14 protein-coding genes and 1 tRNA gene are annotated in these 14081 nt (G+C 68.6%); 4 read left to right on the top strand and 11 right to left on the bottom strand.

All coding sequences use genetic code 11. The features are described from left to right. The first annotated feature begins 74 nt into the window (after nt 1-74). Nucleotides 75-2990, top strand: coding sequence for a leucine--tRNA ligase (leuS, locus tag MUG96_RS01790; RefSeq protein ID WP_246985962.1), 2916 nt, complete (start codon nt 75-77; stop codon nt 2988-2990). A gap of 27 nt (nt 2991-3017) precedes the next feature. Here leuS and MUG96_RS01785 read toward each other — a convergent pair whose 3' ends face one another. Continuing rightward, nucleotides 3018-4028: an ornithine cyclodeaminase family protein gene (locus MUG96_RS01785; RefSeq protein ID WP_246985960.1), complete on the bottom strand. Its 1011-nt coding sequence runs from the start codon at nt 4026-4028 to the stop codon at nt 3018-3020. A gap of 121 nt (nt 4029-4149) precedes the next feature. Here MUG96_RS01785 and MUG96_RS01780 point away from each other — a divergent pair, with 121 nt between their 5' ends. Then, nucleotides 4150-4869: a hypothetical protein gene (locus MUG96_RS01780; protein WP_246985958.1), complete on the top strand. Its 720-nt coding sequence runs from the start codon at nt 4150-4152 to the stop codon at nt 4867-4869. Between the two features lie 272 nt (nt 4870-5141). Here the strand turns inward: MUG96_RS01780 and thsB are convergent, their stop codons facing one another. The 3 genes from thsB to MUG96_RS01765 all read right to left on the bottom strand — a co-directional run bounded on the left by thsB (nt 5142) and on the right by MUG96_RS01765 (nt 8294). Then, nucleotides 5142-6821 (bottom strand): thermosome subunit beta, encoded by a 1680-nt coding sequence (gene thsB, locus MUG96_RS01775; protein WP_373222054.1) that lies wholly within the window; start codon nt 6819-6821, stop codon nt 5142-5144. Nucleotides 6822-7010: 189 nt separating this feature from the next. Continuing rightward, entirely contained in the window at nt 7011-7406 is a 396-nt protein-coding gene (locus tag MUG96_RS01770) for a DUF7383 domain-containing protein (protein WP_246985956.1), read from the bottom strand. A 66-nt stretch (nt 7407-7472) separates the two neighbouring features. Beyond that, nucleotides 7473-8294, bottom strand: coding sequence for a DUF6159 family protein (locus tag MUG96_RS01765; protein WP_246985955.1), 822 nt, complete (start codon nt 8292-8294; stop codon nt 7473-7475). Nucleotides 8295-8446: 152 nt separating this feature from the next. Here MUG96_RS01765 and MUG96_RS01760 point away from each other — a divergent pair, with 152 nt between their 5' ends. Then, complete coding sequence (locus MUG96_RS01760; protein WP_246985953.1) at nt 8447-8806, top strand: hypothetical protein; 360 nt, start codon at nt 8447-8449, stop codon at nt 8804-8806. 242 nt (nt 8807-9048) lie between these two features. Here the strand turns inward: MUG96_RS01760 and MUG96_RS01755 are convergent. The 3 genes from MUG96_RS01755 to MUG96_RS01745 all read right to left on the bottom strand — a co-directional run bounded on the left by MUG96_RS01755 (nt 9049) and on the right by MUG96_RS01745 (nt 9738). Further along, nucleotides 9049-9130 (bottom strand) — tRNA-Ser (locus MUG96_RS01755). 27 nt (nt 9131-9157) lie between these two features. Further along, complete coding sequence (locus tag MUG96_RS01750) at nt 9158-9361, bottom strand: DUF7981 family protein (protein WP_246985951.1); 204 nt, start codon at nt 9359-9361, stop codon at nt 9158-9160. After that, on the bottom strand, nt 9361-9738 hold the full coding sequence (locus MUG96_RS01745) for a Rid family detoxifying hydrolase (protein ID WP_246985950.1): 378 nt from the start codon (nt 9736-9738) through the stop codon (nt 9361-9363). The genes MUG96_RS01750 and MUG96_RS01745 overlap by 1 nt, the downstream gene beginning before the upstream one ends. Before the next feature lie 97 nt (nt 9739-9835). Here MUG96_RS01745 and MUG96_RS01740 point away from each other — a divergent pair, with 97 nt between their 5' ends. After that, nucleotides 9836-10795 (top strand): patatin-like phospholipase family protein, encoded by a 960-nt coding sequence (locus MUG96_RS01740; RefSeq protein WP_246985949.1) that lies wholly within the window; start codon nt 9836-9838, stop codon nt 10793-10795. A gap of 9 nt (nt 10796-10804) precedes the next feature. Here the strand turns inward: MUG96_RS01740 and ilvA are convergent, their stop codons facing one another. The 4 genes from ilvA to MUG96_RS01720 all read right to left on the bottom strand — a co-directional run bounded on the left by ilvA (nt 10805) and on the right by MUG96_RS01720 (nt 14018). Continuing rightward, nucleotides 10805-12016, bottom strand: coding sequence for a threonine ammonia-lyase (gene ilvA, locus MUG96_RS01735; protein ID WP_246985948.1), 1212 nt, complete (start codon nt 12014-12016; stop codon nt 10805-10807). A 243-nt stretch (nt 12017-12259) separates the two neighbouring features. Continuing rightward, nucleotides 12260-12664 (bottom strand): gamma-glutamylcyclotransferase family protein, encoded by a 405-nt coding sequence (locus tag MUG96_RS01730; protein ID WP_246985947.1) that lies wholly within the window; start codon nt 12662-12664, stop codon nt 12260-12262. A gap of 25 nt (nt 12665-12689) precedes the next feature. Continuing rightward, on the bottom strand, nt 12690-13343 hold the full coding sequence (locus tag MUG96_RS01725) for a CRISPR-associated protein Cas4 (protein ID WP_246985946.1): 654 nt from the start codon (nt 13341-13343) through the stop codon (nt 12690-12692). Nucleotides 13344-13412: 69 nt separating this feature from the next. Continuing rightward, nucleotides 13413-14018, bottom strand: a complete 606-nt coding sequence (locus MUG96_RS01720) for a hypothetical protein (RefSeq protein ID WP_246985945.1) — start codon at nt 14016-14018, stop codon at nt 13413-13415. Nucleotides 14019-14081: the final 63 nt, after the last annotated feature.

The raw sequence follows: 14081 nt of genomic DNA, 5'->3' as shown, positions 1-14081 counted from the left end.
GGGTGGGGCGACGGGACGTGGGTACCTCACACGGTATGGTAGTGCTTTTAGGCAGGCCACCAGTACCGTGGGGTATGGATTACGAGCCCCAGGAGCTGGAGGCGGAGTGGCGCCAGCGCTGGGCCGAGGCAGGCCAGTACGAGGCCGACCCCTCGGCGGGGGACAAGGACCCGACGTTCATCACGGTCCCCTACCCCTACCCCAGCGGCGGGATGCACATCGGACACTGCCGGACCTACACCGTGCCGGACGTGTACGCCCGGTACCGGCGACTGCAGGGCGACAACGTCCTCTTTCCCATCGCCTGGCACGTCACCGGCACGCCCATCGTCGGCGCCGTCGAGCGCCTGAAGAAAGGCAAGGAGGACCAGCTGTCGGTCCTGCAGGACACGTACAACGTCCCGCAGGACACCCTGGAGGATCTGGAGACGCCGATGGGCTACGCCCGCTACTTCATCGAGAACCACTACAAGCAGGGGATGAAACAGCTCGGGCTGTCCATCGACTGGCGCCGGGAGTTCACCACCAACGACGAGCGCTACTCGAAGTTCATCACCTGGCAGTACCGCACACTGAAGGAGCGCGGGCTGCTGGAGAAGGGGCTCCACCCGGTCAAGTTCTGTACCAACGAGCAGAACCCGGTCACGACGCACGACCTGCTGGAGGGCGAGGAGGCGGAGTTCCAGGACTACACGCTCGTGAAGTTCGAGGCGGAGGTGGACGGCCAGTCCGTCGTCGCGCCGATGGCGACTCTCCGACCGGAGACGGTCCGCGGTGTCACGAACGCCTACGTCCACCCCGACGGGGAGTACGTTCGTGCGAGCGTCGACTCCGAGGAGTGGGTCGTCTCGACCGAGGCGGTCGAGAAGCTCCGCCTGCAGGAACGCGAGATCGAGATTCACGCCGAACTCTCGGGTGAGGACCTCATCGGCGAGACGGTCACCAACCCCATCACGGGCGACGAGGTCGTCATCCTGCCGGCGGAGTTCGTCGATACGGACAACGCCACCGGCGTCGTGATGTCCGTTCCCGCCCACTCGCCGGACGACTACATGGCCCTGCAGGAGGTCAAGGAGCGCGCCGACGACCTCGCCGAGTACGGCATCGACCCCGACGACGTGCGCGCCATCGAGCCGATTCCGATCCTGGACATCGAAGGCTACGGCGAGGTTCCGGCCGCCGACGCCGTCGCCGCGGCGGGCATCGAGTCCTCGGACGACCCCGAACTGGAGGACGTGACGGCGGACCTCTACCAGGACGAGTTCCACAGCGGCGTGATGCACGACGACTACGGCGAGTTCGGCGGCAAGACGGTCCAGGAGATCCGCGAGGAGTTCCGCGACCACTACCGGGACGAGGGCGCCTTCGACGAGATGTACGAGTTCACCGAGGAGGTCGTCTGCCGGTGTGGCGGCGCCGTCGAGGTCGCCAAGCAGGACACCTGGTTCCTGCGGTACAACGACGACGACTGGCAGGCGAAGGCCCACCGCGCGGTCGAGAATCTGACTGCCATCCCCGAGAACACCCGCGAGCAGTACGATCACACCATCGACTGGCTGGAGGAGTGGCCCTGCATCCGCAACTACGGGCTGGGCACGCGGCTCCCGTGGGACGAGGACTTCGTCATCGAGCCCCTGTCGGACTCGACGATCTACATGGCGTACTACACCATCGCCCACCGCATCGACGACGTGCCCGTCGAGGACCTCACGCCGGAGTTCTTCGACGCGCTGTTCTACGGCGCGGACGCGGTCGACGGCGAGGCCCCCGAGCAGGCCCTGGAACTGCGCGAGGAGTGGGACCACTGGTACCCCGTCGACTTCCGCTGTTCGGCGAACGACCTCATCCAGAACCACCTCACCTTCTTCCTCTATCACCACGCCGAACTGTTCGACCCGGACAACTGGCCCGAGGGCATCACGATCATGGGCATGGGCCTGCTGGAGGGCGAGAAGATGTCCTCCTCGAAGGGACACGTCGTCTTGCCCTCGAAGGCAATCGACGAGTACGGGGCCGACACGGTTCGATTCTTCCTGCTGAACTCCGCGGAGCCGTGGCAGGACTACGACTGGCGCGACGACCTCGTCGGGAGCACGCGCGACCAGCTGGATCGGTTCTGGAACCGGTCGCAGGAAGTGATAGACTTCGAGGCCCCCGACGAGCGACCCGCCCTCGAACACGTCGACCGCTGGCTGCTGGCGAAGTTACAGGGCACCATCGAGACCGCGACGGCGGCCATGGAGCGGTTCGAGACCCGGACGGCCAGTCAGACGGTCTTCTACAACTTCGAGGAACACCTCAAGTGGTACCGCCGGCGGGCCGACCTCTCGCGGGACGGGGCGAAGTGGACCCTGCAAGCGGTCCTGCGGGCGCGCCTGCGCCTGCTCGCGCCGTTCGTCCCGTTCATGGCGAACGAACTCCACGAGCAGTTGACCGGCGAACCCGCGGAGGACGCCGACTGGCCCGAGGTCGACCCCGAGTGGGAGGACGAGCGCACCGAGATCGAGGAGTCGCTGATCGAGCGGCTGACCGACGACGTGAACGACATCGTGGACGTGACCGGCACCGACCCGGACCGCATCCGGGTGTACGTCGCCGCCGACTGGAAACGCGACGTGTTCGAGCAGGTCCGGGAGCGCGCGGAACGGAGTTCCGCGGACGGAGCGAGCGGCGAGAGCCGCGAGCAGGGACTCGACGTGGGCGCGGTGATGGGGCAGGTCATGGAGGACCCGGACCTGCGCGAGAAAGGCGACGCGGTCAACGACCTCGTCCAGGACCTCGTCGAGGTCGGCCGGGAGCGCGACGAGGCGACGCTGGCCGCGATGAGCGAGGTCGACGAAGTGAGCGTCTACGAGGCGGCCGTCGACTTCCTCGAACGCGAGTTCGAGGCCGACGTGTCGGTGATCGCCGAGGACGCCGACGACATCGCGGACCCCGACGACACGGCCGGGGACGCGGTGCCGTTCCGCCCGGCGATTCACCTGGCGTGAGGCAGGTACCGGATCGTCGGCCCTGGGCTACACCAGGTCGGTGTCGACCAGCTCGAAGGGAGTACCCACGTCGTGTTCCTGTGCGTACTCGTAGACGACGTGTGCGGTAGCCACGTCCTGAATTGCGAGGCCGGTGGAGTCGAAGACGGTGATTCCGTCGGCGTCGGTCCGGCCCGCGGCGGCGCCGATCACCACGTCGCCGAGTTCGGCGTGGATGTCGTCGTCGGTCAGGTCGCCGGCGGCGTAGGGGACGTTGATCTCCCCGGAGTGGGTACACTGGGCGTGGTCGTCGATGACGAGCTTCGAATCGAGCAGGATGGCGTCGTCGAGTTCGTGTTTCCCCTCGGCATCGGCCCCCATCGCGTTGACGTGGGTGTGGTCGCCGACGGCGTCGCGGGGGACGATGGGGTCCTCGACGGGCGTGGTCGTCGAGACCACGTCACAGCCGGCGGCCTCGGCGGTGGAACCCTCCCGCACGTCGTAGTCGTCGCCGTAGACGTCCTGGAAGGCGGCGATGGCGTCCTCGTCCACGTCGGCGACGACGACGGTCTCGATGTCGCGGACGGTGGCGATGGCCTCCAGTTGCGTGTGGGCCTGGACGCCGGCGCCGACGAGGCCGAGGGAGGTGGCGTCGGAAACGGCGAGGTGGTCGGTGGCGACGGCGGCGGCCGCGCCGGTGCGTTTGCGGGTGAGCGTCGTTCCGTCGAGGATAGCCAGCGGGAGGGCGGTCTCGGGGTCGGAGTAGATCATCGTCCCCATGACGGTGGGGAGGCCGTGGTCGTCGGGGTTCGAGGGGTGCGAGTTGACCCACTTGACGCCGGCGGCGTCCCAGGCCTCACTCCCGTCGCCCTCGGCGTCGATGTAGGCGGGCATCGACCGGAAGTCCCCGTCGTACTGCGGGAGGTCGATGTAGGATTTGGCCGGCATCCCGACCCGTCCGTCCGCGTAGGCGGCGAAGGCGTCCGCGACGGCGCCGATCACGGCCGGCCACTGCGTGCTCTCCTCGACGGCGGCCGGATTCAAAAGCAGCGTCTCCATAGTGAGAACTGCTCGTCGGCTCTACTTAGTTGTAGTCCCCGGGCCGGCGTGCGGTCGATAGCGGAGCGGGGACGGAGCCGCCGAGTCGACGTTTTATCCTCGTGGGGTCCCAGTGAGCGGTATGCGCGAGGGGTGGCGCGTCGGACTGATCGCGGTCCTGCTCGTCCTCGCCGGCTGTGGAGCGGACGGCGGAGCCGGCGCGCCGGCCACGACGCTCAGCCCGGTCGAGCCCGCGGAGGTGACCGACACGACGACGCCACAGCGGTCGACCATCAGCCCGGGGCTGACCTGGGGTGCCGTCGTCGACCCGTCAGCGGTCGCGGCCGCCCACGAGCGGACGCTCCGGAACGCCTCCTTCTGGTTCACGTACAACCGGACGGTCGTCGCCGAGAACGGCACGCTGCTCGACCGCGAAGCCCTCACCGGGAACGTCGACCCGCGGGCCGAGACGTACGACCTGACGCTCGTCCGGGGCACGGGACCCGCCACGAACCGGACGGTCTACCTCGCCGAGGGGAACGAGTCGACCGGATTGCCACCCATCGACCCCTACTTCGGTGACCGGCTCCTCCGTCACCTCTCTGCCCTCGAAACCACCGACGTCGGGCGTCCCCCGCCGAACGCGACCGAGGGAATCGGGACCACCTACCAGATCCGGGGTAGCGGATTCACCGACCGGCCGGCCGAGAACGTCCGCTTCCGGGCCATCGTCGAACCGGGCGGAATCGTCATGTCCTACCGGCTCAGCTACGATATCGTCCGAAACGGGACGCGCCTCACGGTCAGGGAACGGCTCACCCACCAGACGGTCCTGTTCGAGTCGTTCACCGAACGGGGATAGCGAGGCTATGCGGAGTTGTACGGGGCCGTGGGGTGCAGAGAGAAGCGAGAAGAGTGCAAGCAGCAGGACCGCACGCGAACGGGGAGCGGAGCGAGCCGTGAGTGCGCGGAACCTCGGCGCCCGACGAGCGGGGCGAGGCCGACCGAAGGGAGGCCTCGATTTGCGCGAACGGAGAGCGGAGCGGCCCGTGAGCGGGAGGGCGCCGAGATTTTTCCCCAAGTTTTTGCCCGAACGAGGGCGCGGAGCGCCCGAGTGAGGTGCGAAAAGTGGGCTTACATCATGCCGCCCATGCCGCCGCCCATGCCGCCCATACCGCCAGGGGCGCCACCGGGGCCGCCGGGGCCGCCTTCCTCGCCGTCGCCCTCGGTCGAGAGGTCACCGGCGGAGATGATGTCGTCGATCTTCAGCACGAGATTCGCGGCCTCGGCAGCCGAGGAGATGGCCTGCTCTTTGGCGTGAGCGGGCTCGACGACGCCGCTCTCGTAGGTGTCCTCGACGTCGCCGGAGAAGACGTTCAGGCCGGCGGTGACGTCGCCGTCGTCGTGGGCCGCCCGCAGGTCGACCAGCGTGTCGATGGGGTCGAGTCCGGCGTTCTCGGCGAGCACGCGCGGGACGAGTTCGACGGCGTCGCCGAAGGCCTCGACGGCCAGCTGTTCGCGGCCCTCGACGGAGTCGGCGTAGTCACGGAGCCGCCGGGCGAGTTCGACCTCGACGGCACCGCCGCCGGCCAGCACGCGGCCGTCGGAGACCGTCGACGCGACCACGTCGAGCGCGTCGTTGATGCCGCGTTCGAGTTCGTCGACGACGTGCTCGGTCGAGCCGCGGAGCAGCAGCGTCACGCCGTGGGAGTCCTCGCCCTCGACGTAGAACAGTTCGGCCTCCTCGTCACGGGAGAGGTCGCCCGTGCCGAGGTCGTCCGCGCCGGCGGTGTCGAGGTCGGAGACGATCCCGGCCCCGAGTACCTCGGCGAGGAACTGCATATCGGATTTCTTCACGCGGCGCAGGGCCAGCACGCCCTCCTTGGCGAGGTAGTGCTGGGCCATGTCGTCGATGCCCTTCTGACAGAAGACCACGTCGGCGCCGGTCTCGACGATCTTGTCGACCTTCTCCTGGAGCTGCTGTTCTTCCTGCTCGATGAACTGCTGGAGCTGGTCGGGGCTGTCGACCGACAGGGAGGCGTCGGCCTCGGCCTCGTCGACCTCGACGGGCTGGTCGAGCAAGAGGACGGACGCGTCCTCGAGGTCGACGGGCATATCCTCGTGGACAGGGTCCTTGTCGATGACAGCGCCGTGGAGGAGTTCGGAGTCGCCGGCGGCGGCGCCGGTCTGGGTCTCGATGTTGAGGAACTCCAGGTCGGGGATGTAGGAGCCGTCGTCGGCCTCGACGGTGACGGCCTGGATGGCGTCGACGATGAGCTGGCTGAGGTGTTCCTTGTTGAGCTCGGCGCCTTTGCCGGTCATCGAGGTCTCGGCGACCTTCCGGAGGAGGTCCTCGTCCTCGCGGTCGACGTCGATGGCGATGTCGTCGATCTCGTCGCGAGCCCGCTCGGACGCGAGGTTGAAACCGCGGATGATCGCCGTCGGGTGGATGTCCTGTTCGAGGAGTTCCTCGGCCTGCTTGAGGAGTTCGCCCGCGATGGCGACGGCCGTCGTGGTGCCGTCACCGGCCTCGTTCTCCTGGGTCTCGGCCACCTCGACGATCATCTCGGCCGTCGGATTGTCGATGTCCATCTCCTGGAGGATGGTCACGCCGTCGTTCGTGACGGTGACCGACCCCATCGAGGAGACGAGCATCTTGTCCATCCCCTTCGGGCCGAGTGTCGACTGTACGGACTCCGCGACCGCGCGGGCCGCCGCGATGTTGTGCTCCTGGGCGTCCTTGTCTTTCATCCGCTGGGCGTCCTCGCCCATGATGATCATCGGCTGACCTTGCATCCGCTGCTGCTGGCTCATAATCAATCGAATGATTGAAAGTGCTTCTATATAAACCCATCTATCCAGCCACGAGCGTGGTACTCCCTGTCGCGACCGGCAAGCCGGCCGAACCTCCGGACAGGACGGGGATTCGGGGCGGACGGTCCGGAGTCGACGCTGGACGAAACGCGGCGGAACGACGCCGACTCGGGAGGCATTTATATAGGATCAGTCGACGGGTTCGCGCCAGTGGACGGTGACGGTGCCGACGACGAACTCGTCGAGGGTGCTCGGGTCGCGGTGAATTTCGATCTCGTTGTCGCCCGCGACGAGGTTGGCCCCGGAGAGGGTGTCCATCCAGTACTGCCAGCCGTCGTTGGGGGGCACGTCGAAGCCCGACAGCGAGTCGCCGTTGACGACGATCTCGTGGCCGTAGGCCTGGACGTCGTAGGCCTGCAACTGGACGTAGGCGTCGGTCGGGTCGTCGGTCGGAACCGAGAACGTCCCCGTCGAGGTCGTGTTCCCGACGAACTCGGCCCACGGGACGTCGAGGGCGTCTTCGTCCTTGCCGAGGTGTTCCCGGAAGTCGATCAGCGCGTAGTTCGCCCGGCGCTCGTCGGTCATGACCGGGACATCACGGCCCGCCTACAAGAAATCGCGGGTCGGCAGTCCGCCGCCCGCGTCCCGCCGTCAGCGCGCGCCGCGCTCGAAGTCGACGTTCTCGAAGCCCGCGGGACGCCGACCTTCCGTCGCGTAGACGTACAGCGCCGTCTTCGCGACCGCGCCCAGCGCCGAACTGAGCAGGAAGGCCGCGAGGAGGACGATCCCGGCGATCGCCACCGCGACGAAGAAGCCGACACCGCCGCCGAACCCGCCCAGCGTGAAGAAGACGACCGCGGCGATAGCGAGGCCGATCAGCATGAAGACGATGCTGACGAGGCCGACGCCGAAGCTCGCCCCCGCTGTCTCGCCCCAGGTGTTCTTGAACGTCTCGCCGCTGCGCTTGAACATTCCCGTAACGGACTGGTCCTCGAAGACGATCACCGGGATGATGAAGTAGGTGATGATCGACCAGGCGGCGCTGAACACGACCGCCACGATGTCCGCGACGATGCTGTCCTGCTGTTCGATGGCCCGGATGAGCATCCCGACGACGGCGGAGATGACCGCCCAGGCGAACAGCGGGGCCTTGTGTCGCCAGGCCTCGGCGAGCCCCGCCTTCAGCGTCGGTGTCTCCCCCTGGAAGGCCTGCCGGGCGCTGTAGACCAACCCCGCGTTGAAGAACGCGGCGATGAACGCCGACCCAAGGTACAGCAGGAAGAGGACGGCGTAGGAGGTCTGTCCCTCGAACAGGCCGAGGACGAACGACCCGCCGAACAGGAGGGCGATGTACACGAGCCCCGCCACCCCGCTCACGAGCGGGAACAGGGCCATTTGTGGGTGCTCACGGAGGACCTGGAGGCTGTCCATCGACAGATTCCAGCCCATCTTGAGCCGTGCGAAGATTCCCATGTCAGTTGGGTTCGTCGCAATCGTTTGTTAAATCTGTGGGACACTTGCTATCATGCGGACCGGAAACCGCGGGGCGCCGGCAGGGGAGACCGACCACGCGACAGGAAGCAGAAACCGTCAACAGTTAGTGACAGGTCGTGCCACGAACGCACATGGCCCCGAACCGTGCGCCCCTCCAGCAACCACTCGTCGAGTTCGCGGTGTTGCTCGCGCTCGTCGTCGGCGGCGCGGTCGTCGTCGGGAGCGTCCCGAACGTCGTGTCGGCGTCGGTAAGTCCCCTCCTCCAGGGATTCCTGCTGGTCGTGCTGGGCTGTTGTGGCGTCGGCTGGGTGCTGTGGGTTTCCCCCGACGAACAGCGGCGCGCCAGCATGGGCGCGGGCCTCGGGGGTGGGCTGGGCGCGCTCGTCGGGACGACGTACCTGGGCGGGGGCGTTCAGGGGGCGCTCGGTGCCGGCCTCGGCGCCGGCCTGTTCGCCGCCGGCTTCCTGCTGTGGTCGCGGGTACGGAAATGAACCTCGGCCCACGAGCACGTGCGGTCACGGCACAGTACGGAGCGGTGGCTGTGTGGTAGCGGAGATGGCACGGTACAGGGCGATAGCTGTGCAGTTGCGGACGTGGAGCGGTAGCACTGGTACATCGCACCGAACGCGAGCCGTCGGCTCGCGTTCGGCCTTTTTCGCCCACGTTTTTGCGAGGAGGGTTCCCGCAGCGAGCCACCGGCTCGCGAGGAGACCCGACGAGGAAAAAGGTGGAGCGCCAGGACTGGGATTTGAACCCAGAATCCCGAAAGGGAACACGCTTTCCAGGCGTGCGCCTTACCGTTCGGCCATCCTGGCTCGATTCGGACTATCCGTGGTTCGCGTTTAAGCTTGTTCGTTTCGGGTCGGTCGGCGGGCGGCGGCGTAGGTCAGGGCTGTGGCGCCGACGACGACCACGCCGGCCACGCCGAGTTTCACGAGCCAGTCGACGCGCTCGGTCGTCACCAGTTCGTAGCCCTGGAGGAGCACCAGAAACGAGAGGCCGCCGATCAGCCCCCAGAGGGCGCTCCGTCGGAGTTGCGGGTCCATCACTCGATGACGACGGCCTCGATCTCGACGCCGACGCCCTTCGGGAGGGCGGCGACTTCGACGGCGCTGCGAGCGGGGGGTTCGTCGTCGAAGTAGGTGGCGTAGGTCTCGTTCATGGCCTCGAAGTCGTCGATGTCGTCGAGGAAGACGGTTGCCTTGAGCACGTCGGCCATGCTCGCGCCGGCCTCGTCGAGCACGGCGGCGAGATTGTCGAGGGCCTGTTCGGTCTGGTCGGCGATGGGGGCGTCGTCGAGGAGGTCGCCGTCGGGCGTGAGCGGGATCTGCCCGGCGGTGAAGATCAGGTCACCGGTCGCGGTGGCCTGGCTGTACGCGCCGACCGCGGCGGGGGCGTCGTCGGTGCTGACGATGCGTTTCATACCGACGAGGCGGGCGGGACGGGCTTAAAACTCGGTGACCGAGCGGACGCCAGCAAGTGGCGGAGCGTTTACGGGGCCGGGCCGCGCCGGGTCGGACATGGCCGACGATCCGAAGGTGGCGATCGCGTGTCAGGGTGGTGGGAGCCACACGGCGTTCACGGCGGGCGTCCTGCGGCAGTTGCTGCCGGCGGTCGCGGAGCGCGGGTACGACCTGGTGGGGATGAGCGGGACCTCCGGCGGGGCGGTCACGGCGACGGCCGGCTGGTACGGGCTGCGCTCGGGGGAGACGAGCGCGCCGGCGGTCATCGCGGACCTCTGGGCGGACATCGCCGCCCGGTCGCCGGCGGACACCGCCACGAACGCCGCCGTCGTGTGGGGGGCTCGCATGGAGGATATGGGCGTCCCGTTCCCAGAGGTGACGCCGCACCAGCACCCGTTCGACGACTGGGGCCAGCGGCAACTGCGCCGGACGCTCGAAGCGCACATCGACTTCGAGAGCATCCCGCGGCTGGCGACCGACGACGCGCCGCGGCTGGTCGTCGGCGCCGTCGATATCACGGCGGGGACCTTCGAGACGTTCGTCGACGGGGCGGTGACCGCCGACGCCGTCCTCGCGTCCGCGGCCGTGCCGGAGCTGTTCGAGGCCGTCGAGATCGACGGCGACTACCACTGGGATGGCCTGCTCTCGCAGAACCCCCCGATCCGGGACCACTTCCACGTCCCGTCCGAGCGGAAACCCGACGAGCTGTGGCTCGTCCAGGTCAATCCACAGACCCGCGACGGCCAGCCACGGTCGCTCCGGGCGATCACCGACCGGCGCAACGAACTCGCCGGGAACCTCTCGCTCAACCAGGAACTCCACCTCGTCGAGCGCGTCAACGACTGGGTCGACCAGGGCCACCTGCCCGACGAGGAGTACAAGCACACGACGGTCCGGCGGCTCGTCCTCGACCGCGAACTCGGCTACGCCTCCAAGCTCGATCGGTCGCCGTCGTTCATCGAGGACCTGATCACCGATGGTGAGGAGCGCGCCGAAGCGTTCCTCGACGAGTTGTAACGGTCGCCGTCACACCAGCACCTCGGTCTCGTAGCCGTGGTCGTGGAGCGCGTCGAGGACCTGCTGGACGTGGTCGTGGCCCCGGGTTTCGAGGTCGAGTTCCACCTCGGCGTCGTTCATCGCCACGTTCCGGGAGGTCCGGTCGTGGCGGATGGCGTAGATGTTCGCGCGGTTCGCCGCGAGGACCTCCGTGAGTTCCTCGAGCGCGCCCGGTCGGTCCGTCAGGACGGTCCGCAGGCGGAGGTAGCGCCCGGTCTCGACCAGGCCCCGGAGGATGACGGTCGTCAGGACGTTCAGGTCGATGTTCCCGCCACAGAGACCGGGGACGATCACCTCGTCGTCGGCGTAGTCGAATTTCTCCTCGAGGACGGCGGCCAGCGGGACGGCACCGGCACCTTCGACGAGGGTCTTCGAGCGTTCCAGCAGTTTCGTGACGGCGACGGCGATCTCGGAGTCGTCGACGGTCACCACCTCGTCGACGCGGTCCCGGATGATCGGGAAGGTCTCGTCGCCGACCCGCCGGGTTGCGATCCCGTCGGCGATGGTGTCGACCGACTCGCGCTCGACGATCTCGCCCTTTTCGAGCGATGGGGCGACGCTCGACGCACCCTCGGCCTGGACGCCGACGACGCGGGTGTCGGGGTCGGCGCCCTTGACGGCCGTGGCGACGCCGCTGACGAGGCCGCCGCCGCCGATGCCACAGACGACGGTGTCGACCGACGGGAGGTCGTCGACGATCTCCAGGCCGATGGTTCCCTGGCCGGCCATCACGAGCGGGTCGTCGAAGGCGTGGACGTAGGTGCGGCCCTCCTCGCGTTCGATCTCGTGGGCGCGCTCGGCCGCGGCGTCGTAGTCCCGGCCGTGGAGGACGACCTCGGCACCGTAGTTCCGCGTCGCCTTCACCTTCGAGACGGGCGCGCCCTCGGGCATGACGATCTTCGAGTCGACGCCGATGCGGGAGGCCGCGAGTGCGACCCCCTGGGCGTGGTTACCCGCACTCGCCGTAACGACGCCCGCCTCGCGTTCCGCTGCAGAGAGCGTGGCGATCTTGTTCGTCGCGCCGCGGATCTTGAACGAACCGGTCCGCTGGAACGTCTCCAGTTTCAGGTGGATCTCCGCGCCCGTCAGCGCCGAGAAGGTATGCGAGTACTCCAGGGGCGTGTGGCGGGCGGTCTCGGCGACCCGTTCCCGGGCCGCGAGCACGTCCTCGTAGTCGAGCATACACGCGGCTTTCCCGTCCGTGGAGTTAGGTCTGACTCCGGCGCCGCTTTCGGGCGTCGACGCGACCGCCGAGCAAAAGTGGGGAAGAGCGTGTGACTGCATCGGTACTGGGCAACCCCTCGTACTTAAACCCCAGTGCTCGAACCGTTCGAGAGAATCACAGGAAGTGGGCGTGATATGACCAGTGTCAGACGGTCAGCCGACAGCCGTCTCGCTATATAAATGGCTCGTGTCGTCCGGGCGTCAATCGAGCGTCAGCCGGACGGCTTGCTCGCGGAGGTACCGACGGACGCGCGCGCCGAAGTCGCCGTCGCCGGGCCAGTCCGCGTCGGCGTCCAGCGCGTCGGGGTCGCCCACGTACACTGCCGCCTCGTCAGGGTGGTCGGCCGCGTCGCTGTCGACTCCGGTGATTGGGACGGAGGCGCGCACGTACAGCCCCCGGTCGACCCCCTCGTATCGGTCGAGCGTCGCCACCTCGTCGGTCCGAAGGAGCCGCCCCGCGACGCTCCCGCCCGGCGCCAGCGTCGGGTATCGGCCCTCGACGCGGTGGAGGCCCGACAGCGTCGCCGCCCCGACGTACCTGAAGTCGTCGAGGACCGCCGCGGCCTGGGTCGCGTCGGTCAGCGTCCCGTAGACGAACACGTCCATGCCCGCACGTACGCGCTCGGGCGACTTATGACCCCAGCAGCGACCGGAGCGAGCGAGTCCGCACGCCACACTGTTCGCGGAACTCGCAGGGGGCACACTTGGCGTCGTCGTCGGTCCTGGCCGGCGGGCCGTCGACGGACGCGGCCGTCCGAACGGCCTTGCGGTAGGCGGCCTTCCGGCGGGTCGTCAGCGGGACGACACGGACGACGCCGTAGGCCGGGTACTCGGCGAAGGCGCGCTCGACGGCCGTCTCGTGTTCCCAGGCCAGGGCCTTGGCCGCCGCGACCAGCCGGACAGTCTGTGGCTCCCAGACGCCCTCCTCGGGCGGCCGGCCGGCGAACACGAGCGAGGGCGCGAGCGGGTCGTGGAGGACCTTGTGGGCGACGCCGCGGGCCTCCCTGCCGGTCAGGGTCCGCTCACGTTCGGGCGGGTCGGCGAGTTCCGGCCAGCGGTCCAGTCGGGCCTTGGCCGACCCGATGCGGGAGCGGAATGTCGTCGGCGACACCTCGACGGGCGCGGCCACGAGCGCCGCGTCGTCGGCGAGCAGGCGCTCGTACTCGAACGCGAGGCTCCGGCAGGCGGCCACCTCGTCGGGCACGTCCGGCGGCCCCGCGCGGCGCCGGTAGTAGAGTTTCCGCGGGCAGTACGCCGCCGTCTCCAGGTCACGGAACGTGTGCACGGACCAAGGTGGCCCCGGACTGGTATTTGAACGTTCGGCCAGGGCCACGAGAGCGACCGCGGGGGAGCGTCAGAACTGCGTGTCCGTCTCGATGTCCTCGGCGGCCTCGTCCAGTCCGTCCTCGGTGACCGAGTCGGTGAGCGAGACGGCGAGCGCGGCTTCGGGGAGCGCGTCCTCGAACTCGCTTCTGAACCGCCGGCTGACGGTCCGGATGCGCTCCTGCGTGCGGGCGACCCGAAGCGCCCGTTCGACGGTCTCCGGGTCGGCGTCCAGATCGTCGGCGAGCGCCTCGGGGTCCGCGTCCCCGCGCTCGACGGCGGCCCGGACCTCGTCGAGCGGGACGGGCAGATCGGTGTCGTCGTCGGTGAGCAGGTGGAGGTCCATCCGGGCCGCGAAGACGACCTCGGGGGAGACGTCGATGTCGGCGGCGATGGTCGCGTCGTCGTCGCCGTCGTAGACGGCGCGGACGACCCGGACGAGCGCGTCGTCGTCGAGGGACGTGTCGAAGTCGTGGTGGTCGCGCAGGCGGTCGATCACCGACCGGACGCGGTCGTCGACGGCCGCCTCGTCGACGTCGGCGAGCGACCCGCGGTCGTCGCTCTGGGACTCCGTGACCGTCTCCTCGCCGGTGACCTCGGTGAAGAGGTCACGGAGTTCGTCGGTCCTGTCGTTCATGGCCTCTCTTGCCGGTCGAGGGGGAAATAACGCCCGGCGCCGAGCGGGGGCCGCGATCCCCCG

It is taken from the genome of Halorientalis marina, assembly GCF_023028345.1.
In the GTDB taxonomy this organism is placed as follows: Archaea; Halobacteriota; Halobacteria; order Halobacteriales; family Haloarculaceae; genus Halorientalis; species Halorientalis marina.
This window is presented reverse-complemented; position numbering and strand designations above follow the sequence as displayed.